This window comes from Dyadobacter luteus (assembly GCF_003383615.1).
Taxonomy (GTDB): domain Bacteria; phylum Bacteroidota; class Bacteroidia; order Cytophagales; family Spirosomataceae; genus Dyadobacter; species Dyadobacter luteus.
In genome coordinates this window covers 166,604-191,239 of sequence record NZ_QNUL01000001.1, presented here as the reverse complement: position 1 = coordinate 191,239, position 24,636 = coordinate 166,604, and the positions used below count along the sequence as shown (strand labels likewise).

The 24,636-nt window shown below is 42.9% G+C and carries 19 protein-coding genes; 17 read left to right on the top strand and 2 right to left on the bottom strand.

The window, feature by feature from the left end; translation table 11 throughout:
• Positions 1 to 45 precede the first annotated feature (45 nt).
• The 4 genes from yidC (at position 46) to DSL64_RS00755 (ending at position 6,118) form a co-directional block, all read left to right on the top strand.
• Entirely contained in the window at positions 46 to 1,872 is a 1,827-nt protein-coding gene (yidC, locus tag DSL64_RS00770) for a membrane protein insertase YidC (protein ID WP_115828728.1), read from the top strand.
• Positions 1,873 to 1,989: 117 nt separating this feature from the next.
• Entirely contained in the window at positions 1,990 to 3,708 is a 1,719-nt protein-coding gene (locus tag DSL64_RS00765; protein ID WP_115828727.1) for an ABC transporter substrate-binding protein, read from the top strand.
• 90 nt (positions 3,709 to 3,798) lie between these two features.
• Positions 3,799 to 5,094 carry a glutamate-1-semialdehyde 2,1-aminomutase gene (gene hemL / locus DSL64_RS00760; protein WP_115828726.1) on the top strand — a complete coding sequence of 432 codons (1,296 nt, stop codon included), beginning with the start codon at positions 3,799 to 3,801 and terminating at the stop codon, positions 5,092 to 5,094.
• Position 5,095: 1 nt separating this feature from the next.
• Positions 5,096 to 6,118: a glycosyltransferase family 2 protein gene (locus DSL64_RS00755; protein ID WP_115828725.1), complete on the top strand. Its 1,023-nt coding sequence runs from the start codon at positions 5,096 to 5,098 to the stop codon at positions 6,116 to 6,118.
• A gap of 90 nt (positions 6,119 to 6,208) precedes the next feature.
• Here the strand turns inward: DSL64_RS00755 and DSL64_RS00750 are convergent, their stop codons facing one another.
• On the bottom strand, positions 6,209 to 6,988 hold the full coding sequence (locus DSL64_RS00750) for a class I SAM-dependent methyltransferase (protein WP_115828724.1): 780 nt from the start codon (positions 6,986 to 6,988) through the stop codon (positions 6,209 to 6,211).
• 58 nt (positions 6,989 to 7,046) lie between these two features.
• On the opposite strand from DSL64_RS00750, the gene DSL64_RS00745 reads away from it, so the two are divergent.
• Positions 7,047 to 7,421 carry a hypothetical protein gene (locus DSL64_RS00745; protein WP_115828723.1) on the top strand — a complete coding sequence of 125 codons (375 nt, stop codon included), beginning with the start codon at positions 7,047 to 7,049 and terminating at the stop codon, positions 7,419 to 7,421.
• A 41-nt stretch (positions 7,422 to 7,462) separates the two neighbouring features.
• Here the strand turns inward: DSL64_RS00745 and DSL64_RS00740 are convergent, their stop codons facing one another.
• Positions 7,463 to 7,687: a hypothetical protein gene (locus tag DSL64_RS00740; protein WP_115828722.1), complete on the bottom strand. Its 225-nt coding sequence runs from the start codon at positions 7,685 to 7,687 to the stop codon at positions 7,463 to 7,465.
• Between the two features lie 156 nt (positions 7,688 to 7,843).
• Between DSL64_RS00740 and hisS the strand changes: the two genes are divergently transcribed.
• From hisS to DSL64_RS00680, 12 genes are all read left to right on the top strand, one after another.
• A complete protein-coding gene (gene hisS / locus DSL64_RS00735; RefSeq protein ID WP_115828721.1) occupies positions 7,844 to 9,202 on the top strand; it encodes a histidine--tRNA ligase in 1,359 nt (452 codons plus the stop codon).
• A 73-nt stretch (positions 9,203 to 9,275) separates the two neighbouring features.
• Positions 9,276 to 10,136 (top strand): ATP phosphoribosyltransferase, encoded by an 861-nt coding sequence (hisG, locus tag DSL64_RS00730; RefSeq protein WP_115829130.1) that lies wholly within the window; start codon positions 9,276 to 9,278, stop codon positions 10,134 to 10,136.
• 44 nt (positions 10,137 to 10,180) lie between these two features.
• Positions 10,181 to 11,449 (top strand): histidinol dehydrogenase, encoded by a 1,269-nt coding sequence (hisD, locus tag DSL64_RS00725; protein ID WP_115828720.1) that lies wholly within the window; start codon positions 10,181 to 10,183, stop codon positions 11,447 to 11,449.
• A gap of 66 nt (positions 11,450 to 11,515) precedes the next feature.
• Entirely contained in the window at positions 11,516 to 11,944 is a 429-nt protein-coding gene (locus tag DSL64_RS00720) for an Xre family toxin-antitoxin system antitoxin (protein WP_115828719.1), read from the top strand.
• Between the two features lie 38 nt (positions 11,945 to 11,982).
• Positions 11,983 to 12,435 (top strand): RES family NAD+ phosphorylase, encoded by a 453-nt coding sequence (locus DSL64_RS00715; RefSeq protein WP_115828718.1) that lies wholly within the window; start codon positions 11,983 to 11,985, stop codon positions 12,433 to 12,435.
• A 48-nt stretch (positions 12,436 to 12,483) separates the two neighbouring features.
• Complete coding sequence (hisC, locus tag DSL64_RS00710; RefSeq protein WP_115828717.1) at positions 12,484 to 13,557, top strand: histidinol-phosphate transaminase; 1,074 nt, start codon at positions 12,484 to 12,486, stop codon at positions 13,555 to 13,557.
• A gap of 52 nt (positions 13,558 to 13,609) precedes the next feature.
• Complete coding sequence (locus DSL64_RS00705; protein WP_115829129.1) at positions 13,610 to 14,140, top strand: hypothetical protein; 531 nt, start codon at positions 13,610 to 13,612, stop codon at positions 14,138 to 14,140.
• Between the two features lie 96 nt (positions 14,141 to 14,236).
• Entirely contained in the window at positions 14,237 to 17,554 is a 3,318-nt protein-coding gene (locus tag DSL64_RS00700; RefSeq protein ID WP_115828716.1) for a UvrD-helicase domain-containing protein, read from the top strand.
• Positions 17,555 to 17,566: 12 nt separating this feature from the next.
• Complete coding sequence (locus tag DSL64_RS00695; RefSeq protein WP_115828715.1) at positions 17,567 to 18,055, top strand: GNAT family N-acetyltransferase; 489 nt, start codon at positions 17,567 to 17,569, stop codon at positions 18,053 to 18,055.
• A 362-nt stretch (positions 18,056 to 18,417) separates the two neighbouring features.
• Positions 18,418 to 21,819: a response regulator gene (locus tag DSL64_RS00690; protein ID WP_115828714.1), complete on the top strand. Its 3,402-nt coding sequence runs from the start codon at positions 18,418 to 18,420 to the stop codon at positions 21,817 to 21,819.
• Positions 21,809 to 22,636, top strand: a complete 828-nt coding sequence (locus tag DSL64_RS00685) for a CheR family methyltransferase (RefSeq protein ID WP_229216906.1) — start codon at positions 21,809 to 21,811, stop codon at positions 22,634 to 22,636. Before DSL64_RS00690 ends, DSL64_RS00685 begins: the two co-directional genes overlap by 11 nt.
• 65 nt (positions 22,637 to 22,701) lie before the next feature.
• Positions 22,702 to 24,609, top strand: a complete 1,908-nt coding sequence (locus DSL64_RS00680) for a hybrid sensor histidine kinase/response regulator (RefSeq protein WP_115828713.1) — start codon at positions 22,702 to 22,704, stop codon at positions 24,607 to 24,609.
• Positions 24,610 to 24,636 lie beyond the last annotated feature (27 nt).

Sequence of the window (24,636 nt, the reverse complement as noted above, 5' to 3'; positions counted from 1 at the left end):
GCGCTCCCAAACAGGGTTTACTTTTTCAATAATTTAAAGTTTAGAATGGATAAAAATTTTATAGTTGGCTTAGTACTCATCATGCTAATGCTGATAGGTTACCAGATGCTGGTTCCAAAACCCGCGGAGCCGACACCTGTAGCCCAGGTAAAAAACGATACCCCCAAATCTTCAGTAGCAAATGCAGCCAGCGCTGACACAGCAGTTGTTCAACTCACTGGTGCTGATTCCGGAGCTGTGGCACCGGTTGCTGCAAAAGATATAGTTTTTGAAACAGAAGATGCCCGCATCGTTTTCACCAACAAGGGTGGAGTGATGAAAGAGGTGATGTTGAAAAAATATAAAACATTTGATCAGAAACCACTTTATCTGATTGCTGAAAATCATAACAAATTTCAGATTGACCTGCCTACCCAAACGGGTGATGTAAGACTTACTGATTTGTTTTTTACTACAGAAGCACAAGGTAAGACATTGGCTGCCAATGATTCGGCAGTGGTGACTTACCGTGCAACATTGCCTAACAATCAGGTTGTAGAGCAGACTTACACTGTACGTGGAAGTGGGTATGTGATCGGTTATGGTATCAAATCCAACGGAGTAGGACAGGCTAACAAATTCGTTCAGTTCGACTGGAAGAATGACCTGTTGCAATTGGAAAATGATATGCACAAAAACCGTGAAGTAGTTACGATTAACTACTACACTGATGAGCTGAATAGCCTTGCAACAAGCCCAACCGCTGCTGAGCAGGCGCAGACGGCTGATCCTGTGAAATGGTTTACCATCAAACACAAGTACTTCCTCGCAGGTCTGATTGCCAACAAGCATCCGATGTCAAATGTATCTTTGAAGGCTGATGTAAATCCGGCTGATTCTGTGGTTGTGAAAACCATGGGTGTGATGGCAGGTATTCCTTTGTCGGCTGTTCAGAGCGGAGAAGCTAATTACCAGTTCTACCTTGGACCGAACGAATACCATGTCATAGATAAGGTTCAGGCTGAAAACTTTGACCAGAACGTTTATCTGGGCTACGCTTTCCTTAAGCCTATCAACAAGTTTATCCTTGTACCTCTTTTCAACTTCCTGGAAACATTTATTTCCAACTATGGTTTGTTGATCATCTGCCTTGTGTTATTTGTTAAAACATTGCTGATGCCGCTTACATACAAATCGTATATGAGTATGGCAAAAATGAAGATGCTAGCACCTGAGTTGGAAGAGATTCGTCAGAAAAACCCTGATGATATGGCTAAACAGCAGCAGGATCAAATGCAATTGTATCAACAGGTGGGAGTAAGTCCTTTAAGCGGATGTATTCCGGTACTCGCCACAATGCCTATTTTGTTCTCTTTGTTCTTCTTGTTCCCGAACCTGATTGAATTGAGACAAGAGCATTTCCTGTGGTCAAATGACTTGTCTACTTATGACTCGTTCTTTAAGTTACCGTTTACAATTCCTTTCGGAATAGGAAACCACATTAGCTTGTTTACGATCATGATGACCGCATCAAGTATCGGTTATGCGTATTACAACAACCAGATCACGCCAACACAGCCAGGTCCGGTAAACATGAAAATGTTGAGTTATATCATGCCTTTGATGTTCATGTTCATTCTGAACTCATTCCCGGCAGGTTTGACTTTCTACTACTTTGTTTCGAACATTGTTACCATCGGACAACAGCTTCTGATCAAGAAGTTTGTGAATGAAGATAAAATCCGTGCTATTCTGGACGAAAATCGCAGAAAGAATGCATCGGGAGAGAAGAAGCAAACGAAGTTCCAGAAGTATCTTGAAAAGTCTTTGCAGGCTGCTGAGGAGGCTAAAAGAAAACAAGCTGAACTCGAAAAGCGCGCTAAAAAGAAATAATTTTAAGTATTAGTTGTTGTAACGGGCAATGTTTCTGCAATGAAACATTGCCCGTTCTTTTTTCGGTATGATCAGTTTTTGTAATTTTCCGGTCAAACCAGTAATGTATACAGGCCAATGAAATTGAGGATTTTTTTAATATTGATATTACCACTTTGCTATATCGGAGAATCGTTTGGACAGCGGACTTCGCAGGCAGAAACTAAATACAAAGCAGCATTGAGTGATTATGCGCAGCAACGCTATGGAGCTGCAATGGAAAAGCTGTCGCCATTAACCATTGCGAACCCTGACGCGTCGTATGCCGCTATGGCTCCTTACGCTCATTATTATTATGCTTTGTCGGCTTTTCAATTGAAGCGTTACCGGGAAAGTAAGCAAATGTTGCTACAGCAGGTGAGCAGATATCCGGGATGGTCCAAAATCGCAGACTCCTATTATCTGCTGGGTGCGCTTAGCTTCGAGAATAATCAAACAAAAGAGGCTATGTCGTATCTGGAAAAAGTGAAGGATTCTTCACTGGGAAAAGATGTGCAGTCTTTAAAGCAATATCATTTCTACAAGATGAATGACATTGCCAAACTGCGTGATATTCAAAAGCTATATCCATCGGACAGAGAGGTCGCGGTCGTATTGGTGCAGCTGATTGAGGCATCTCCCAAATCCTCGAAAACAGATTTGCAATATGCGGCACAGTTGGAGAAGGATTTTAAGATAAGCAGAAAAGAAAAGGCTGTGGTTGCCGATGCGCCTAAAAACACGATTCCGAAAAATGAAAACCAATGGAAAAAAACGGGTTTTGATGTTTCAGTGTTATTGCCGTTCCGTCTGGATGAATTCAGTGCATCTAAGCGTCGTACCAACCAGTTTGCTTACGATTATTATCTGGGATTGACTTTGGCAAAAGAAAAGCTTCATTCTGAGGGAATTGAGGTGAATTTGTGGGCCTATGATGTGAGTAATGATCCTAAACCTATGAAGGATATTGTTGAAAATTCGTCGTTTCGTCAGTCAGACCTTGTTATCGGGCCGTTATATACCGGAACCTTTGATGTAACAGCACAAGCAACTTCCGGTGCAGATATCCTGATGCTTAATCCGCTTTCAACTGATGCGACTTTGCTTAATGCAGGACCGAATGTTTATCTGGGACATCCTGCGATTCCTTATCAGATTCAGAAGGGCGCTCAATGGATGAAAACGATCGCTCCCGGATTATCTGCGGCCATTTATTACGGCACCAGTTCCAAGGATTCTGCTATGGCATTTTCGTATGCCAATGAATGGAAAGCAAAAGGTGGTAAAGTCATTGAAATGCTGAAAATCCGTCCGGAAAGAGAATGGCTGGAATCTAAAATGGGTACTTTTGAAGTAACAAAACCCGCCCATATTGCCTTGTTTGCGACAGATATGAGTACTGGTGCAATCGTGATTGATGTGCTAAATGGGCGTAAATTATTGACGACACCAATATTGGCGACATCTACCAGTTTCAATCTGCAGCAATCGAGAGTGGCTAAATACGGCTCACGCCTGTATCTGATTGAGACGGACTATGTAGATCGGGATAAAGAAGGCATCAGGGAATTTCAAAAAACCTACTGGAACGCTACCAATACCTTTCCATCAGTTTATTCTTATCAGGGATACGATCAGCTTCTGTTTTTTGGCCGTATGCTCAATCAATATAAAAGCGGCGTAAAGAAAGGCATTCAGATGCGCAAACATACAGAAGACTATCTGTTGTCTGGTTTCGATTATACGAAATCCAACGATAACCAAATGACTCCGGTTCTGAAGCATAATGGTGGAGGAAAATGGATTCCCGTTAACTAGTAAAGAGTTTCAACAAATAAGTAAAATAGAGTCAAAGTTTGCAATTGGATACTGTTGAAGTATCGCAACAGCTATAGAATCAGTATAGAAATGAACAGAGAAACAAGTAAGAACCTTTTCGAAAGAGCACAGAAATTTATCCCGGGTGGAGTGAATTCGCCGGTACGAGCATTTAGAGCTGTAGGTGGTTCGCCCGTTTTTATTAAATCCGCAAAAGGTCCTTACGTATATGATGAGGATGGAAATGAATATATAGAACTGATCAACTCATGGGGGCCGATGATTCTTGGTCATGCCCACGAATTGATTCAAAAGGCTGTTTCGGACGCAGTGCAAGGGTCCTTTTCTTTCGGCGCTCCTACGCGCAGGGAAGTAGAGATCGCTGAACTCATTACGAGTATGATGCCTTCCATTGAAAAGGTGAGAATGGTTAACTCGGGAACAGAAGCAACGATGTCTGCGATCAGAGTTGCCCGTGGATTCACAGGTCGTGATAAAATCATCAAATTTGAAGGGTGTTACCATGGTCATGGAGATAGCTTCCTGATTGCTGCTGGAAGTGGCGCTATTACGCATGGAGCGCCGGATAGTCCGGGAGTGACCAAAGGAGTAGCCAGCGATACACTGACGGCCCCATATAATGATTTGAATGCTGTTCAGCAGTTGGTAGATGCTAACAAAGGAAATGTGGCAGCTTTGATCCTGGAACCCGTTGTAGGAAACATGGGATGCGTGTTGCCTGAGCCGGGTTTTCTGGAAGGTTTACGTCGCATTTGTGATGAAGAAGGTATTGTTTTGATCTTCGATGAGGTGATGACGGGTTTCCGTTTGTCAAAAGGAGGAGCGCAGCAGCGTTTCGGAATAATACCTGATCTTACTACGATGGGTAAAATCATCGGAGGCGGAATGCCTGTGGGAGCTTATGGGGGTAAAGCTGAAATCATGAATTGGGTTTCTCCGCTAGGGCCTGTGTACCAGGCAGGAACATTGTCGGGTAATCCTATTGCTATGGCGGCAGGTCTTGCTATGCTCACGTATCTGAATGAGCATCCTGAGGTATATACTACCCTGGAAGCATCGGGAGAGAAACTGACGAATGGATTTAAGAACTCTATTGCGAAGCTGGGGCTGGATTACACCGTGAACCATATCGGCTCTATGTTTACACTGTTTTTTACCAATCAAACTGTAACCGATTTCCCGTCGGCCAAGTCTTCGGATCTTCCTGCATTCGGAAAGTATTTCCATGCTATGCTTGATCAGGGTATTTATATGGGGCCATCTCAGTTCGAAAGTATGTTCTTGTCTACCGCTTTGGAGGATCAGCATATAAACAGAATTATAGAAGCCAATGAAGTAGCGCTTAAAGCGTCATTAAACAGCTGATATGCAACTGACGGATCGTAAATATTCTGTAATCATTCCGGTTTATAACCGACCTGATGAGCTCAATGAGTTGCTGCAATGTCTGTCTGTTCAGACCTACCGCAACTTCGAAGTGGTTATTGTGGAGGATGGTTCCAAAATAACAGCCGAGCATGTGGTAGCTTCTTACAGGGATAAGCTGGATGTTCATTATTTCTGCAAAGTGAACGGAGGGCAGGGGTTTGCCAGGAATTACGGTTTTGAAAGAGCGTCAGGAGATTATTTTATTCTGCTTGATTCAGATGCCCTCATAGAACCGGATTACCTTGCTCTGGTGACAAAACGGCTCAATACAGATTATGTAGACTTGTACGGTGGTCCGGATACGGATCACCCTTCTTTTACTCCCATACAAAAAGCGATCAGTTATTCGATGACTTCGTTATTTACCACAGGAGGGATCCGCGGTAAAAAGAATAACATGGGTGGCACGTTTCATCCGAGAAGTTTCAATATGGGACTTTCCCGCAAGGTCTGGGAAGCTACAGGAGGTTTTTTAACCAGCCGAATGGGAGAGGACATCCTTTTCAGTATTGCAGCTATACGGCTCGGTTTTAAATCAGCATTGTTTCCGGAAGCATTTATATATCATAAGCGAAGAACGCAGTTTGGACAGTTCTACAAACAGCTTAAGTTTTTCGGAAGAGCGCGTATCAACATTGCGCGTTTTTACCCGGATGAGTTAAAGCTGGTTCATACATTTCCTTTGCTGTTTACATTAGGCGTTTGCAGTATACCATTATGGTTCCTGATCTATAAACCGTTTTTTTTACTCGGAGTAACAGGCCTGGCGACCTATGTACTGCTTTTGTTTATTGATGCACTCAAAAATACGGGGAGCGTACATGTGGCCGTTTTGAGTATCGGAGCTGCATTTGTACAACTTTTCGGCTACGGGGTGGGCTTTTTACAGGAAGGCTGGAAGCGGATCTGGGAGAAGAAGTCGCACCGCGAAACGGGAGCAGCTATTGAATATCCTTCTTAGGGAATTGGGAGTTAAGAATTAGGAGTAAAAAGTTAAGAATGAAGAGTTGACTGCAGCTTGTTTTAACTCTTCATTCTTAATTCATAACTCTCAATTATCCAGCTTCTGGCAGAAATAGACGATTTCTTCGGAAGGCAAAGCATATCTTTTTACTTCATCCTTCGAAAGTTCATCCATCACAAAGCGGTCTTCTGTTACTGTAAATCCGCCTTTTTCAAGTTCACGTCCGTAATCCCTTCCGAACAACCTCAAATGATCGTTCTGAAGGAAATGCTTTTCTCTTTCTTTCGGATCTGTAATCGTCGGATCTTCATAGGTGTGTTCAAATTTCATATCCTGCGGAGACTGGATCAGCGCCCATCCTCCTGGTTTCAATACTCTGTGCAGTTCACTCATCGCCAGTACATAATCATCAACGTGCTCCATCACGTGGTTACAGAATGCTACATCGAACGTATTGGCTTCAAAAGGAATTTTGTGAATATCCATTTTAACCTTTGCTAACGGCGATTCAATATCTCCTGTTATGTAATCCAGATTCGGCATATTTTCAAAGCGGTCGATGAAGCAATATTCCGGAGCTACATGTAATACTTTAAGGTTGGCATTGAAAAAATTGGTTTTACGTTTCAGATAAAGTCCCATCAGACGGTGTCTTTCAAGCGACAGGCAACCAGGACAAAGTGCGTTTTCACGGCTGCTTGTGTTTCTGCCGTAGGGAAGAAATTTGCGGTACTGGCTATTGCACACCGGACATTCCACTTTATTTCCCAAATAGAACAAACTAAGGAAACGGGCAGCCCAATGTCCTACTAATTGAAGGTATGGACGGGGAATATATCTTAAAACTAAACTTATGATGGCTTTCATTAAACCAATTTGATTAAAAATTAATAATTTTAGGATCGTTAAAAGGAAAACAAAGTACATGATTCCATCGATAGACCCAAAACCACCTGGCAAGAAGCTGATCAAACGTATGTCAACAAGAACTAAATGGATGATACTCGCTCCATTCGGATTGTTGCTTTTCAGTTTTGGTCTGACCGTCCTCAGCGAAGCTGCGCATCAGCGTCGTACTGGTGAGCCTACACAGGTATGGGTTCTTCTTGGCTTGTACAGTCTTGTTTTGATCAATGGCGGTCTCGTACTCTTCGGAGAGGCATTACGGTTTCGGATATTGCTTGATGTTCGTCGCGAGACCCGTCGCAGCATGCGTCAGTTATTACGTAAAGTGAATTCCAAGACAGCCCGCAAGTTACTCCCCGAGAAGAAAACAAAAAGCCCTACCAAAAGAGATTGACAGGGACTTGTTTGATAACATTGTATCGGAAAGGCTTGTGACTATTGCTTATTTGCTTCAAACTGAGCTTTAATTGCCTCAACATCGACGTTCCGTACTTCTGGCTTACGCAAAAGGTTTTTGATTGTAGCGGTACGATTGTTAGCTACTGCTTTATTTCTGCGACCTTTACGTTTTAATTCCGTAACTCCCATTTTAAAATTATTGTTTTGTGAAAGAGCCGCAAAATTAATGATTTGTGCGTAAATAATGAAGATAATAATCATAAATATTGCACAAGCTCTCCTAACTTTACGGTTTTAAACGTTTCCCCGAACGATTTTTACATCTTTTACGTGTTTATTTCAGGATGTACGGTTCATTTAGCCGTCTCTGAATGGAGGGAGGGAAACCAACCAGTTTTTTTGATCTAATAATTATCAATGAGTAAACCATCACTTGCCCGTGGAACCCGCGACTTCGGTCCGGAGCAGATGGCAAAGCGCAACTTCATATTTGAAACCGTTCGGCGCTCTTTTCAACGTTACGGCTTCTTGCCATTGGAAACCCCCGCATTTGAGAACCTGTCAGTATTAATGGGTAAATATGGAGAAGAGGGCGACCAGCTGCTTTTCAAAATCCTTAACTCAGGCGATTTTACCAGCAAACTTTCAGATAAGGACTATACCGATGGTTATAAACCATTAACTTCCAAAATCTCCGAAAAGGGCTTGCGTTATGATCTTACCGTACCGTTTGCAAGGTATGTGGTTATGAATCGTGGTACATTGGCGATGCCATTTAAGCGTTATCAGATCCAGCCTGTCTGGCGCGCCGACAGACCTCAGAGAGGACGTTACCGGGAGTTTTACCAATGTGATGCAGACGTGGTAGGTACCGATTCGCTGCTTTGCGAGGCTGAAATCGTTAATTTGCTCCATGATATTTTACCGGCACTTGGTATTACAGATTTCACCGTCAAAATAAACAACCGTAAAGTATTAACCGGTATTGCGGATGTGATTGGTGCGACCGGTATGGAAGGACCACTTTGTGTTGCTATCGATAAACTTGATAAAATAGGACAGGAAAAGGTAGAGGAAGAATTGGCTGAACGTGGCTTCTCAGCAGATAGCATTCAGGCATTAAATCCGATTTTTTCCCTTTCAACTACTGATAATCCTTTTGAAGGACTTAAACAGTGGCTCAGTAGCTCTGAAATAGGTCTGAAAGGTATTGCGGAATTGGAAGAAGTCTGGAAGATGGTTTCCTTGCTCGGACTGGAAAATCCTAAAATTCAGTTTGACGTAACCTTAGCACGTGGACTTTCTTATTACACAGGTGCTATATTTGAAGTGAAAGCGAATAATGTGCAGATCGGTAGTATATCGGGCGGAGGGCGTTACGATAACCTTACTGGTACTTTTGGCGTGCCTGGTATATCAGGCGTTGGTATTTCTTTGGGAGTTGACCGGATTTACGATGTGATGGAAGAACTGAACTTGTTCCCGGACAGCCAGGCGACCAGCACCAGGGTAATGATCTCTAATTTTGATAAAGATGCTTTTGAATATGGTCTTACGATTTTACCAAAGTTGAGACAGGCGGGAATCAATGCAGAAATGTATCCCGACTCTGTAAAGCTTAAAAAGCAACTGGATTATGCAGACAGAAAAAATATTCCGTTTGTGATTCTGGTAGGATCTGATGAGATAGAGTCTGGTAAGCTGACATTGAAAAATATGATTACAGGTGAGCAGCAGAAGTTGGAGATTGAGGAGATTGTAGCTATTCTTGGCTAATTTTTGAATTGAATAAAATATAAAACTCTATACTAAATAGCCGGGGTAGATAATACCGCAAGCTGAAATGAACATGAACGATATTTTAAGAATTGCAATACAGAAATCAGGACGATTGAGTGAAGATTCACTGAAACTGATTAAAGAATGCGGAATCCGTTTCGACAATGGTGGTGGTAAATTGAAAACTGCCGCAACCAATTTTCCTGCAGAAATCCTCTTTTTAAGGGATGACGATATACCCGGGTATGTTGAAGACGGTGTTGCGCATTTGGGTATTGTTGGTGAAAATGTATCGGAGGAGTCGGACAGAGATGTGGATACGGTTCACAAGCTTGGCTTTTCGAAATGCCGCCTTTCTATTGGCGTGCTCAGAGAGCAGGAGTACCATGGCGTAAAAGATCTGGATGGCAAGAGCATTGCAACTACCTATCCAAGATTGCTCGACAAATACCTGAAGGAGCATAATGTTACCGCTCAGATTCACGAGATAAGTGGCTCTGTTGAAATAGCACCAAGTATTGGTCTGGCTGATGCAGTATGCGATATCGTAAGTTCAGGAAGTACGCTACTAAGCAATGGTCTGAAAGAGGTGGAAACGATTTTCAGATCTGAGGCGGTGATGATCGCAAGCAAGCATCTCTCGCCAGGCCAGCAGGAGCTGCTTGACCAGTTGCTGTTCCGTATCAAGTCGGTACAGGTTGCTAAAAATAACAAGTATATTTTGTTAAACTGCCCAACCACAGCTGTTGATGAAATTATTAAATACCTTCCGGGTATGCGTTCTCCGACGATTTTACCTTTGGCAACTGAAGGCTGGTGTTCTTTACATTCGGTAATTAACGAGAACGAATTCTGGGAAAATATTGAGAAGATCAGACAAGCTGGTGCTGAGGGTATCCTTGTGATTCCAATCGAAAAGATGATTCTTTAAATGGCTGCCGGCAGTTGGCCGGACAACGAATACAATCTTCAATTATGAATATTATTGCATTTCCTGACAGATCCGAATGGGCATCTTTGCTGGCTCGGCCTGTACAGGATTCAAGTGTTATAGAACAAAGAGTATTGCCTATTCTGGAGCAGGTAAGGACACAGGGCGACGAAGGCTTACGTGAACTTGCGCGTAGATTTGACAATACTGAGCTTTCAAATCTGGCTTTTGATCAGGCTGAAATTGAGCAGGCGGAAGGCTTGCTCGACGAAGAACTTAAAGCGGCTATTAAGCAGGCTTATCAGAATATTTATACTTTCCATCAAGCTCAGGTACAGTATCCTGAGAAGATTGAAACCATGCCGGGTGTAACCTGCTGGCGTAAAAGTGTTGGTATAGAGAAGGTTGGTATTTACATTCCCGGCGGAACCGCACCTTTATTCAGTACCGTTCTGATGCTGGGCATACCGGCTCAGCTGGCTGGTTGCAAAGAAATCGTACTTTGTACACCTTCCAACCATCCGGCTATTTTGTATGCTGCTCAGTTAGTAGGCGTTACAAAGGCTTTTCGTATTGGTGGAGCTCAGGCTATTGCAGCCATGGCTTACGGGACAGAAAGTGTACCTAAAGTATATAAGATATTCGGTCCTGGTAACCAGTATGTTACCTCTGCCAAGATGTTAGTAAGCAAGGAAGGTGTAGCTATTGATATGCCTGCCGGACCATCAGAGGTGGCAGTATATGCTGATGACTCCGCTGTTCCTACATTCGTAGCTGCTGATTTGCTTTCGCAGGCTGAGCATGGTGCAGACAGCCAGGTACTACTGGTTTCGACCAGCAAAAAATTCCTTTCATCAGTAAATCTGACTTTATCTTCGCAACTGGATAAACTTCCGCGAAAAGAACTGGCAGCGCAGTCTATCGCTAACAGTAAGGCTATTCTGGTAGGTTCGCAAGAGGAAGCACTTGATATGCTGAATGAATACGCCGCAGAGCATTTAATACTAAGTGTAGAAAATGCAGAGGTGGTTTCTGAAAAGATCATTAATGCAGGTTCCATTTTTCTTGGAAATTATACACCTGAATCATGTGGGGACTATGCCTCGGGAACCAACCACACATTGCCAACCAATGGGTATGCAAGAGCTTACAGTGGCGTTTCGGTAGACAGTTTTGTTAAAAAAATCACAGTTCAGCACATTACCGAAGAGGGAATTAAAGTGATTGGACCTACTGTGGAAGCCATGGCAGAAGCGGAATCCCTTGACGCTCACAAACGTGCAGTCCATATTCGTTTGCAAAGTTTGCTGTAAGATACATAGTTTGGAAAAATGTCGTATATTTGGGGACATATTTCTAATCTCTAAAATGCAGAGAATATGACAGCAATAATGGTTAACGAAAGGTTAGGGGGCTACGGAGTTCTGAAACATACCGTAAAAGATAATTTTGATCTTGCATTCCTGGCCGAAAACGGAGTTCCCAAAGCCGCAATTCAGCATCTTGCCGATTCTGCGGGTTTGGACGTAAAAGAGATTATTGCACTTTTACCCGTAACGCCGCGTAATTTGCTGCGTTATGAGGATACCGATTTGCTGAGCAATGTAGTTTCTGATCATCTGATAGCTCTGGCTGATGTGATGTCGGTAGGAACAAGGGTTTTAGGAAAAGAGTATCTGCTCGAATGGCTCAATAGCAGGATTATAGCTTTGAGCAACGAAAGGCCACTTCACTTCCTGCGAACGCATGCAGGAATAGAACTGGTCAAAACGGAGCTCGGGCGTATTGAGCACGGTATATTTGCCTGATCTATTTTTCAACTTAAATCCTGATCAGCTTATCGTTCATGGAATTATTCAGAATTACAAGGTCAGAATATCAGAATGATCTGAGTGGAATGGGGGCGTATTACTATGGAGGAAGGTGGAATTCCCCCCGAAATGCCATGTTATATACCTGTTCAAGAAGGTCATTGGCTATGCTTGAAGTCCTTGTACACTGGCAAAAGCCGACACCACCTCCTGATTATGTAGTTGTGGTACTATATGTTCCTGATTCACTGAAATATACCCAGGGAATCGAAGTGAAGAACAACTGGCAAATGGAGCCGTATTGGACCAGGGAAACGGGAGATAAATGGATCAGTGAAAAGAGGTCACTGTTACTTCAGGTTCCTTCGGTCGTAGTAAAGAATGAATCCAATTACCTTATTAATCCTGCTCATCCTGATGCGGAAGAGGTAAAAGTGATTGATATAGAACCTTTTCAGTTTGACAGCCGGCTTTTCAGAGCCGGGTAATCAATTTAAATAAACAAGCCCTTTCCGGTAGGGAGAATTAACGAATCGATGAATACTTCTTTTGATTTAAATAAAATATTAAGGCCGCACATTCTTAATCTGGCTCCTTATTCATCAGCAAGAGATGAGTATACGGGCCATGTAGGGATTTTTCTGGATGCGAATGAGAATCCTTACGGATCAGTGACTACACAAGACTTTAACAGATATCCGGATCCGTATCAGGCTGACATCAAAAAGAAGCTGTCACCTATCAAAAACATTGGTATTCAGCAGATTTTCCTTGGTAACGGAAGTGATGAGCCGATAGACTTACTGATCAGAGCTACGTGTACACCTGGAAAAGACAGGGTAATTATTATGCCGCCCACTTATGGTATGTACGAAGTAAGTGCTTCCATCCATGATGTACATATAGATAAGGTTTCCCTGACTGTTAATTATCAGCTTGATGTACAGGCGGTATTGGCTGCCGTTACACCCGATACCAAAATCATATGGATTTGTTCTCCGAATAACCCTACAGGTAATGTGGTTGCGGATAGTGATATTGAAACCATATTGGAAAATTTCTCAGGTCTGGTGGTAGTGGATGAAGCGTACATTGATTTTACAGATAAAGCCTCCTGGATTCCCCGACTTGCAGATTATCCGAATCTGGTTGTTTTGCAGACTTTTTCTAAATCATGGGGACTGGCAGGTTTACGCGCAGGTATGTGCTTTGCTTCTGTTGAGCTCACCCGTATCCTGAATAAGATTAAATCTCCCTATAACATCAGTCAACCAGCACAGGCAGCATTATTGGCCGGTTTGGACTCTGTAGACAAAATGGAGGCGATGGTGAAAGAAATTCTGGAAGAAAGAGCATCTTTACGTACCATGCTGGAAAATTTATCGTTGGTGAATAAAGTATTCCCATCTGATGCTAACTTCCTTCTGGTGCATTTCGATGATGCGCGGTCTGTGATGGATTATCTGCTCAAAGAAACGATCATCGTTCGTGACCGTTCACGGGTACATCTTTGCGAAGGTTGCCTGCGTATTACAGTGGGGACGAAGGAAGAGAACGAGGCATTAATTGACGCTCTGAAGGTATATGAGCAAAACAATGTGAATGCTTAAAGCACAGTTAACTAACAAACACTTTTTCAAATATCCAACAAACAGAAATACAATGAAGAAACTGGCACTAACCGTTATCTGTACGCTCTGCTTTGGCTTTGCTCAGGCGCAATACGACAATTGGGCTGTAGGGTTTAAGCTGGGTGAGCCTACGGGGATCAACATCCGTAAATACTTTAACAATATCAACGCCTTCGATGTTACTATCGGGACGTATGGGGGTATCATAGCCAACGATCGGGATTACAGACGAGGCAAGTATAAGAATACGGGATTGTCGGTGCAGGCACACTACCTGTGGCATACACCACTGTTCAACTCTGAGGCAGTACATGTTTACTACGGATTAGGAGCGCAGTTCAATAGCAGAAACTACTATCCTGATAACAAGCAGAATTTACCGTCACCGGGAGATAAAGAAAGACCGATTTCATTGGGTGCATCTGCCTTGGGTGGTTTTGAATATTTTATTCCGGATAACAGAATATCCGTATTTCTGGAAGGCGGGCTCTATTCGGAGCTTCTTCCAAGACCGTTTTATCTGAGTCCTAATATTTCGGGAGGAGTAAGATTTAATCTCTAATAAAGCTTACCACATCAGAAGTAAATTGCAAAAGAGCAGGCGCGAGCCTGCTCTTTTGCGTAAATTAGCCCTGGAAAACAATCTAATTGACAGCACGTGTTTAAAGTATACAGTTCATCGGCCGGTTCAGGAAAAACATATACACTTACCAAAGAGTACATTAAGTTGGCCCTGCATTCCAGTTCAGATACTTATTTCAGACAAATTCTGGCAGTAACGTTTACCAATGCAGCTGCCAATGAAATGAAGGACCGTATACTGCTGATGTTGCGCACTTTTGGTGCATATACTCCTGCTGTACAGTTACCTCCGATGCTCAGAGACGTTGTTACAGAACTTTATCCTGAAACGGCGACAGACGAAGCTTTGTTTGCTCAGGGATGTGAATTAATCTCAGGACGTGCGCAACTGGTTTTCCGGCAGATTCTGCATCGCTACTCGGATTTTTCAGTCATGACGATCGATAAGTTTACACAACGACTGATCAGCAGCTTTACAGATGAACTGGGTATTCCGTTTGGCTTTGAAACACAACTGGATAGTGAGCAGCTGGATGGTGCTGTAGACAGGCTTCTGGCACGGATAGGACAGGAAGGAGAGGAAGTACTGACAGACATCGTCGAGAAATATTACCGGGAAAACGCTGAGGATGGAAAAAGCTGGGGTTCGTTGCCACAGAAAATCCGCGGAACTGCCGGCACATTACTAAGCGAGCAGAACTATCTGCAAATGCAACGCGTAGCTGGTTTAAAGATGGAAGACTGGATCACGGTTAGAAACCAGATGAGGCAGTTTGTCAAAGATAAAGAGGCACGGATTACTGATCTGGCCGGCGAGGCATTTGCAAATATTACGAACAACTCTCTGGTAGACAAAGATTTTTTTCAGGGAAACAGGGGAATATTCGGCTTCTTTAAAGACCGGTCAACAGGTAAAAATCTATGGACTGCCCCTAATTCCTATGCGAGTAAGACTATTGGTGAGCAAAACTGGTACAGTGCAAAAACACCGGCTTTTGTTCAGGAAACCATAGATAAGATTCAACCGGATATTGAAAATATCTTTCACCAGATTGAGAATATCAGGCAAACTGACTTTGAAAGAATTACGCTGTATCAGCTACTGGAAAGACACATCTATAATTTGTCGCTGCTTGGAGAAATCCGTAAGGAGTTTGATGTGCTGCTAAAGCAGAATAATCAAGTTCATATATCGGATTTTAATAAGAAGATTCTTGAAATCGTTGCTCAGGAACCGATCCCGTTTATTTTTGAAAGACTCGGCGAAAAGTACAACCACATTCTGGTAGATGAGTTCCAGGATACATCAAAATTACAGTTTGCAAATCTTCTACCACTGTTAGAAAATGCGCTGGCTGATGGCTATTTTAATCTGATTGTAGGCGATGCGAAGCAATCAATTTACCGATTCCGTGGCGGAGACATGGATTTACTGCTGAATCTTGCTCAAAACCAGGTGATGCAGCTTACCACTGTGCTGGGTGAAAACTCATTTAATGAAGAGCGTCTGCTTAGTCTGAACAATTACCTGACTGTAGACCACCTCCGTACTAACAGAAGAAGTTTCAGAGAAATTACTGAATTCAACAACCGCTTTTTTGCCTTTGTATCTGACGAACTTAGTCAGGAATATCCTTTGGTGGGAGAAGTGTATGATCAGCATTTTCAGCAAGAAATCCCGGAAGGCGTATCAACAGGCGGCCATGTACAAATGGAATTCCTTGATAAAAAGGCACAAGGAAGTGAAACTCCTGAGGATGCCCCTGAAGTAATGGTTACCAGGGTTGTAGAAATCATTGAAGAGTTGAAATCTACAGGCTACAACTGGCGGGACGTGGCTATTTTATGCAGAAAGAAGTCTGAAGCTGCAGCAATTGCCAATATGCTGAAGGAAAAAGGATTCCCTTTGATTTCCGACGACGCACTGCTACTGGCTTATTCTAGATCTGTACATTTCGTGATCTCTTTCATGAAAGTGCTACAGTCGTCTGATGATAAGCTGGCCCGATACGAAGCTGCCTATCTTTTTCACCACGTAATTCGCAAGCAAAATCCCGCATCTTCTGAATATGAGGCTATGCGAAAGGTTTGTACCGAGCCGGGACTGGATAGTTTTCTTACCTATTTTTCCAAATGGGGCATTGAACTCACAGCTTTCCGTTTGAGGCAATTATCTGTGTTTGAGCTAAGTGAAAAACTGATCCAGACATTTGGCTTGTTTGAAGGCAATTCGGATAAAGAGTACTTGTTCCGTTTCCTTGATGTGGTGCAGGAATTCGGAACACGCAGAACCAACCATCTTGGCGATTTTCTAACACACTGGGAATCTGCGAAACATAAATTGTCGATTACAATTCCAGCGGATACAGATGCAATCAGGATCACTACCGTTCACAAATCCAAAGGGCTGGAATACCCCGTCGTTATTGTACCTTACGCGAACTGGAAGTTTGCTCCTCAACCTAGCCTGGATCGTATTTGGGTAGATCTGGATGATGTTGATTATGAGGAGCTTTCTTTGTCAGGAGTCTCGGAAGAAACGAAAGCCAACCGGAAATTGAGGAGTTCAATGGTGTCGGTACAGAAAGATCTGGAAAATACGCTGGTCGCAGATCAATACGAAAGTGAGAAGACCAGAAAGCTTGTTGAAGCGATGAATTTGCTTTATGTAGCGTTCACCCGTCCTATTCAAAGGCTGTACGTACTGGCTACAAAAGAAAGCAAATGGGAGGGAGCGCCCAACACGGCAACCTGGCTGCACGACTATTTGTGTCAGCCGGATTTCCAACCTGCCTGGGACGATACCGCCGTCAAGTATGTATTGAATGAAAGCAGTGCAGCATGTCGGCATGCCCATGTAAGAAATGACACCGAGCCGTTTATACTGAAAGAAATCCTGAGCAATGACCGGACAAGCACGCTAAGGCTTCGGAGAATGGCGGACAGGATTTTTGACATAGAAACCTTTGAACCTAAATATGATCGTCTGCAGAAAGTCAGGTATTTCCTCACACGGCTATGTAACATCTCAACAATGAGGGAAACCCTGACCAGTTTGATCACAGAAGGGATTTTTACCAGTGTAGAAGCAGAAGAAATCCTCCGTCATGTCGATTTTTTGCTGCAAAATCCCGTCTTGCAGGATTTATATAATGACGAAAACCTGGTTAGAAATAACAAAGATTTACTGTTACCGGGTGGCAAAATGTTACATATCGACAGACTCGTTCAGAAGGTCGACGGAAACTATATCTTTATGTCTTTTATCGGAGGAAATGGAACCGATGAAAATAAAAGACATTTGCGAAGGCTGATCCAGACATTCAAAAACACGGGTAAGGAAGCCCGGGGAGTTCTGGTAACGCTTGAAAATGAAATGGTTGAATGGGTTTAAAATATTGAACGGATGCAAATTGAAATAAGAGAAATTGTTGAAACAGATAACAAAGCACTGGCAGATATTATAAGAAACACTTTGCTGGAGTTTAATGCTGCGAAGCCCGGAACAGTCTATTATGATGAAAGTACCGACCATCTGAGTGATTTATTCCAAAAAAAGAACAGCGTTTATTACGTAGCGTTGATAGATGGGAAGCTGGTAGGAGGAGCTGGATTATATCCGACCACAGGTCTGCCCGATGACACCGTAGAGTTGGTAAAGATGTATCTTTTACCTGAAGCACGAGGGCTTGGTCTCGGTAAAAAGATGATTTTAAAATCTCTGGATACTGCATCATCGTTAGGTTATTCGAGGGTATATCTTGAAACGATGGCAGAACTGTCTGCCGCTGTACAAACTTACCTGCACCTTGGATTCAGGAGTCTGCCGGAACCGTTGGGAAACAGTGGACACCATTCCTGCGAAATATGGATGCTCAAAGATTTGAAAAGCTAATCAAATTTTGATCTGTATTCATAAAGTACAATTTATTCCGGATGTTCCTGTACGGATACAGAGTCAATAGGGAGTCACCGGAGTTGTACTATTTTGTTATGATTGAACCTATAAGATTTATTCTGTTAGGTAAAGACTGGTTTACTAATAATTGATGTAATAATTATTGCAATTAATAATACATTTCCAATGTAGAATTTATTTTTACTATATATCGTATTAATGCAATTCCCTTCCTCGAAAAAATAGTTAACAAAAATCGAGAAATCTGATTTTTTTTCGGAGTTAACTGGACAATTTTACTGATATTCACAGAAATTTTCGCCCGATTACACTACCATAGTAGCGATATTCTCAACGTTATGCGTCTTTCCTTTCAGCAACAGGTCCTGGCCGGGATCTCATTTTCTATTATTCTGGTAATCATAGTAGGGGTTACTTCCTACGAAGCACTGGTTCTGCAGCAACAAAACGGAGCTTTGGTGAATCATACCAGAGAGGTAATGAATTCTTCGACTTCTGTCAAAAACCTGCTACTTACAGCCGAATCAAATATTCGAGGTTATGCATTAACCAAGACAAATACCTTTGAGAATTCATACCAGATGGCCGTTGAAAGCATTTGGGATGAAGTAGACGATCTGAGGACGCTTGTCAATAACAATCCCGAACAAACAGTGAGAATTGATTCTCTCAGCCTTGTCTTAACCGGGAAGCTTGACGTGATGAACAAGCAGCTGGATATGATCAGCAGTAACAATTTCGATAGAGATTCACTAAGGTCATTCATCCTGCAGGGCAAAATGCTTACGACCAGAATTGACTTCCTGTTCAACAGGATCAGCAATACGGAGCAGGCACTATTGATAGAGCGGGAGGAAAAGGCGCGTGAAAGTGCCTCTTATGCCAAACTGTTTATTATCTGCGGAACGGGCATATTCATGTTGGTGATCTTCGTGATGTTTTATTTTATAAGACGGACCTACAACGCACAGATTCTTTCAGAAAAGAAGACCAGTGATCTGAATACACAGCTTGAAATAATTTCTGTTCAGGATAAAGAGAAAAACTGGATTTTGAGTGCTGCAGCTGAAGCGGGTGTTGCAATCCAGGGGCAACCTTCCACGGTTGGGCTGGCGGCTAGTCTGATCAGGAAAGTAGTGGAGCTGACTGATGCACAGGTTGCCGTTATGTATCTGCGTTCTCCCGAAGGAGACTTTTATGAATTGCTGGTATGCCATGGAATTCAAAATCAGGAAATTGTACCATCTGTTATACAATCAGGTCAGGGAATTCTTGGTCAGATGGCTGTGGATAAGACCGCTTTCAAAGAGCTGGATGTAGCGCCGGAATACCTATCAGTACGTACTGGTTCAGGAAGTGGTGAGCCAGGCAAGGTGATGATCAAATCGTTGATGTTTGAGGGAGGAGTAATAGGGTTTATTGAACTGGCCTTTTTACAAAAACCTGCTAATAATATAGTTGAGTTGCTACATATTGTCGGAGAAAATGCTGCTGTAGCGTTGGTAGCTGCCAAAGCCAGGGAAATCATGCAGGAATTGCTGGAAAAAACCCAGAAACAGGCAGAAGAACTGGAGACCCAACAGGAAGAATTGAGCGTTACAAATGAAGAATTGACACGCCAGACTTCTCTGTTACAGGTTTCAGAGGAAGAATTAAGAGTACAGCAGGAGGAACTCAGACAGCTCAATACAGAGCTTGAAGAAAAGGCGGTTTTTCTTGAAGAGCAGAAAAGTACGTTGGAAGAAGCGCGCAATCAGCTTCAGACCAAAGCCGATGAGCTTGAAAAAAGTGGTAGATTCAAAAGCGAGTTTCTGGCCAATATGAGCCACGAACTCCGCACGCCTCTCAACAGCATACTCATCCTTTCTAGGATTCTGCAGGAAAATAAGGCGGCGCGACTGAGTGATGAAGAGCAACGGTACGCATCAGTAATCCACAATTCCGGTAGTGATTTGCTTACGCTGATCAATGATATTCTGGATCTGGCAAAGGTTGAATCAGGTAAAATTGATCTGCACCTCGAAAAGGTTTCAACTGAGGTAATTATGCTGGAAGTAAAAAATACCTTCCAGAAAATAGCTGAAAATAAAGGTCTCGTTCTTAAAATTGGTAAAGCTGCGGATGCTCCTTCCGACTTATTTACGGATCAGGTACGTTTGCTGCAAATACTACGAAATCTGCTTTCGAATGCTGTGAAGTTTACAGCTGCTCCGGGCGAAGTAGCGCTTCATATTGCTCAGCGTAAAGACTCATGGATTTTCACTGTCAGCGATACCGGCATCGGTATTCCGCTTGAAAAACAGCAAACCATTTTCGAAGCTTTTCAGCAGGCCGACGGTTCTACCAGTCGCAAATACGGAGGTACCGGACTTGGATTATCTATCACAAGAGAACTTACTCATCTGTTCGGAGGCTCGGTTTCACTGGAAAGTCAGCCTAATAAAGGATCAGTATTTACCCTGACAATCCCGGTGGTAACAGAAGAAGAGAAAGCGTTCAGTAATGAGACTGAGCAGCGTACAGTCTTCATTAATCAACCTGAAAATGACACCACAGAACACCGCCTGTTGCTTATAGAAGACGATTCACTATTTGCTACTGATATGGCGCACCGTGCCAAAAACAGCGGTTTCGAAGTAGTGGTGGCAGAAAATGGGGCACAGGCATTAGAACTGGTTACCAGCTTCAAACCAACAGCTATTATCCTGGATATGCATCTTCCTGATATGGATGGTGCGGAAATTCTGAGAATTTTAAAATCCAATGTTAAAACCAGTTTGATTCCGGTACATACGGTCTCTGCGGGAGAAGAAAGTGACTTTAATGCGGAAGGGGCAATCGGTTTTATACAGAAGCCAGTTGACAGAAAGTCAGCGGAAGGCATTTTTTCACTTTTAAAAATGGAAGGAAAAGATCTGAATAAGCAAAGGTTATTGCTCGTGGAAGACGATGCGTACCAAAGCAAATATCTTGGTGATTTCCTGACAGACAACAATATTTTTGTTTTGTATGCCTATTCAGCTGCTGAAGCCAAGAATGTTTTGGCCACAGAATCGGTCGATGGAATTATTCTGGATATCCGCCTTACTGACGCAAACGGGCTGGACTTTCTGGATGAGATTAAGCTGGAGCCAGCTTATCGGAATATCCCCGTCGTTGTGAATACTGCGGAAGATCTCTCTCAAAATGATCTGACGCGCGTGATGAAGTATGCACACCCCGTGGTAATGAAAACCCGCAAGTCAAATGAAAGGCTACTGGACGAGGTGAAATTATTCCTGAAACAGATTAAGCCTGAACCAATTGCAACACCTGTATTTGAAAAAGAAGCCGTACACGTCCCGGCAGCTACACCTGTACTTTCGGTAGGAGAGAAGATATTGCTCGCCGACGATGATATGCGTAATATTTTTGCGCTTAGCGTGGTTCTTGAAGAGGCTGGTTTCTCTGTGATTATTGCTTCCAACGGTCGTGAGGCTATTGAGAAACTGGAAGAAACGAATGATATCTCCCTGGTGCTGATGGACGTAATGATGCCTGAAATGGATGGAATTCAGGCAACAAAACAGATCAGAAAAGAGCCAAAGTGGGCTGATCTGCCCATTATAGCAGTTACGGCGAAAGCCATGCGCGGGGACAGGGAGGAATGTATGGAAGCAGGAGCCAACGACTATATATCAAAGCCTGTCGATATTGATAAGCTTCTTTCACTTATCAAAGTCTGGATTCATGCTTCCTGATATGATGACATTGGATAATTCCGTTATAGAAGAGTTGATTGTGCGTATTCGTGAGAATTCAGGTTTTGACTTCTCCGGATATAGCCGTCCTTCGCTATTAAGACGGACCGAGTCTTATTTGCATAAGCATGGGATCGGCCTGGAGGAGCTGATTAGTTATGTCGGTCAGGGGAGCAGGGAAGCGTCTGGTTTCGCTCAGGATCTTACAGTCAATTATACAGAAATGTTCCGGGATCCTGATTTCTATAAATTGTTAAAATCTGCTGTTTTTAGCTATTTGGAATCCTATGCAGAACTACGCTTCTGGGTTGCAGGATGTGCCTCGGGAGAAGAGGCGTTTTCATTGGCCATTATGCTCAGAGAGTGTAGCCTGAAAGACCGCAGCCTTATTTATGGGACAGATATCAACCAAAAGGTACTTGCGATAGCGAGGGATGGAGCCTACCACGTTTCTGCTATGCGCAGTTTTTCCGAAAACTATTTGCAGGCAGGTGGGAAAACTTCATTATCAGATTATTATCATGTATCCTACGGAAAGGCGGCGATAGATCCGGAGATCAGAAAACAAATCATATTTGCCAGTCATGATTTGACTGGCGACGGTATTTTTAACGAATTTCAATTTATCAGCTGCCGTAACGTATTGATTTATTTTACCCTTGAACAGCGCAAAAAAATATTCAGAAAGCTGTATGACAGTCTCGCACCTCTTGGTTTTTTGTGCCTGGGTAAAAGAGAAACATTACGCGACTCAGGTTTACAGGATTGTTTCAGAGTAGTGAGTGAACCTTTGAATATCTATCAACGAATAGTGTAAGGCCAGAGGAGAATTTTTAATCGAGCTCAAACAAAGGGGTTGTCCGCAATTCCGAATCTAAATAAATGGATAAAACAAAAATATTACTTCTGGATGATCGGGAAGAAAACCTTCTTTCATTAAAGGCCATTCTCGACAGGGATGATATTGCGATATATGAAACTACCTCGCCCAATGAGGCACTCAGAATCGTATGGGATAACGATATTGCGGTGGCTTTGGTTGATGTTCAAATGCCCGGTATGGATGGATTTGAATTTGCAGAAACCCTGGCCTCCAATCCTAAGACCAAAGAAATCCTTATCATTTTTGTTACAGCAATATCCAAAGAGACTACCTACGCGGTTCGCGGGTTGAAATCAGGTGCAATAGATTATCTGTACAAACCACTTGATCCCTACATCACGAACGCAAAGGTTGATGCGCTTATCAGGCTGTCAAGAAGTCAGCGCGAGGTAAGAGATAAGAACCGGCTTCTGGAAAACTATGCAACAGTGGTCACCAATTCTCCTGATATTATTGCCACAATAGAACCGGAAACAGGGAGAATCAAATCTATCAATCCGTCCGTGAATACGATTCTGGGTCTTTCACCTGCAGACCTGATCAATACTTCTATGCTGGATCTTCTTGTTGAGCCCAGGTCATCCAATTTGCAGGAAGTACTCGTAAAACGGTCGTATACTGAGGGTAATACCATTGTGATCGAAGACCGCTTTGTGGGAATGCTGCGGCAGCCCGTTTGGCTGGAGTTGCGTTTGATGTATAAAAACAGACTCCTGTTCGTCAACCTGCATGATATTGGTAAACGAAAAGCGTACGAAAGAGACCTGGTAGATGCGCAACAAGTGGCGGAAAGGGCAAGAAAAACTAAAGAATCGTTTTTGGCCAATATGAGCCATGAAATACGGACGCCTTTGAATGGAATTATCGGTATAGCGAATGTATTGGAAGCGACTGAGCTGGATTTTTCTCAACGGAATCTGCTGGAAATGCTCACCCAGTCTTCAGCGTCATTGCTGAATATTCTCAATGATATACTCGATATTTCGAAGATAGATGAAGGTAAATTTTCCATCGTTCTCCAGTCAGTTGATCTTAGAAATCTGATTAAGGGAATACTTGATTTGCTGAAGTTTAAAGCAGATGAAAAACAAATCGCGCTACGCAGTTATGTCGATCCCAATGTACCTGAATGTGTCATGGCAGATGGATTGAGGCTTAATCAGATATTGATGAATCTTGCTGGTAATGCGCTCAAATTCACGGCATCAGGTTCGGTGGAAGTTCGTGTTGAGAATACAGGAAGTGTAGGTCAGTTTCATCAGATCCGGTTTTCCGTGGTTGATACGGGAATAGGAATTTCTCAGGATGCGATGGCCAATATATTTTCGGAGTATGGACAGGCGACTGATAAAACAGCTCATTTGTACGGAGGAACAGGCCTGGGACTCACTATTTCAAAAAAACTGGTTGGGTTGATGAATGGTGAGCTGAAAGTGGAAAGTGAGATCAATAAAGGAAGTGAATTTTACTTTACATTTAACCTCGCAGAAGAGAAAAGGGTTGTTGCCAGCAAGGAAAGTGTACCATTTAATGAACTGGCACCGTTTACCGGCAAAAAAGTGTTGGTGGCGGAAGATAATAAAGTGAATGCGCTATTGATCAGAAAGTATCTGACCAGCTGGAATGTGGATCTGACAATGGTTGAAAACGGACAGGAGGTTATCGATGCGCTCAGCGATGGGAAGTTCGATATACTTATTCTTGATACGCGGATGCCCGTCATGGATGGTTTTGAAGCGGCACGCTTTATCAGGCAAAATATGAAACTGGACATCCCCATTTTGTCACTTTCAGCAACTGTCTTGGCCGAGGAGGTGCAAGAGGCGCTTTCTGCAGGGATGAACGACACATTAGCAAAGCCCTTCCAACCGGCAAAACTTCACGAAAAAATTGAAGCATTAATCTGAATTCGCAACTGTTCGGCAGTACCCGGC